The 295-nt window shown below is 46.4% G+C and carries 1 protein-coding gene; it reads left to right on the forward strand.

Annotated features, from left to right (window positions below; genetic code table 11):
• A partial coding sequence (locus tag A3735_RS31220; RefSeq protein WP_197485968.1) for a hypothetical protein occupies positions 1 to 295 on the forward strand: 295 nt, incomplete at both ends.

Genomic DNA, 295 nt, shown 5'->3' on the forward strand with positions numbered 1-295 from the left:
CCAGAGCAATTATGTACAGTATCGGATGTACCGCACTATGGCGGTGTTGTCATATCGGATTCGGAGTTGACGCTAGATTACAAACTACCTAATACGAGCAATCAGGACTTTGATCTTATTCTCGATACTGACGAGTATGGCTACTTTATGTATCCAGCTGCGTTAGGCGAAGCAACATTGACGGGCGGTGCATGGGATGGCGCAACGTGGACACCCTATAACCCAACCATTGACGAAATGACAATTCAATCCGGTCCTGTTGTTATGACTCGTGATAATACGGACTGGTTCGTCT

Source organism: Oleiphilus sp. HI0061 (assembly GCF_001635675.1).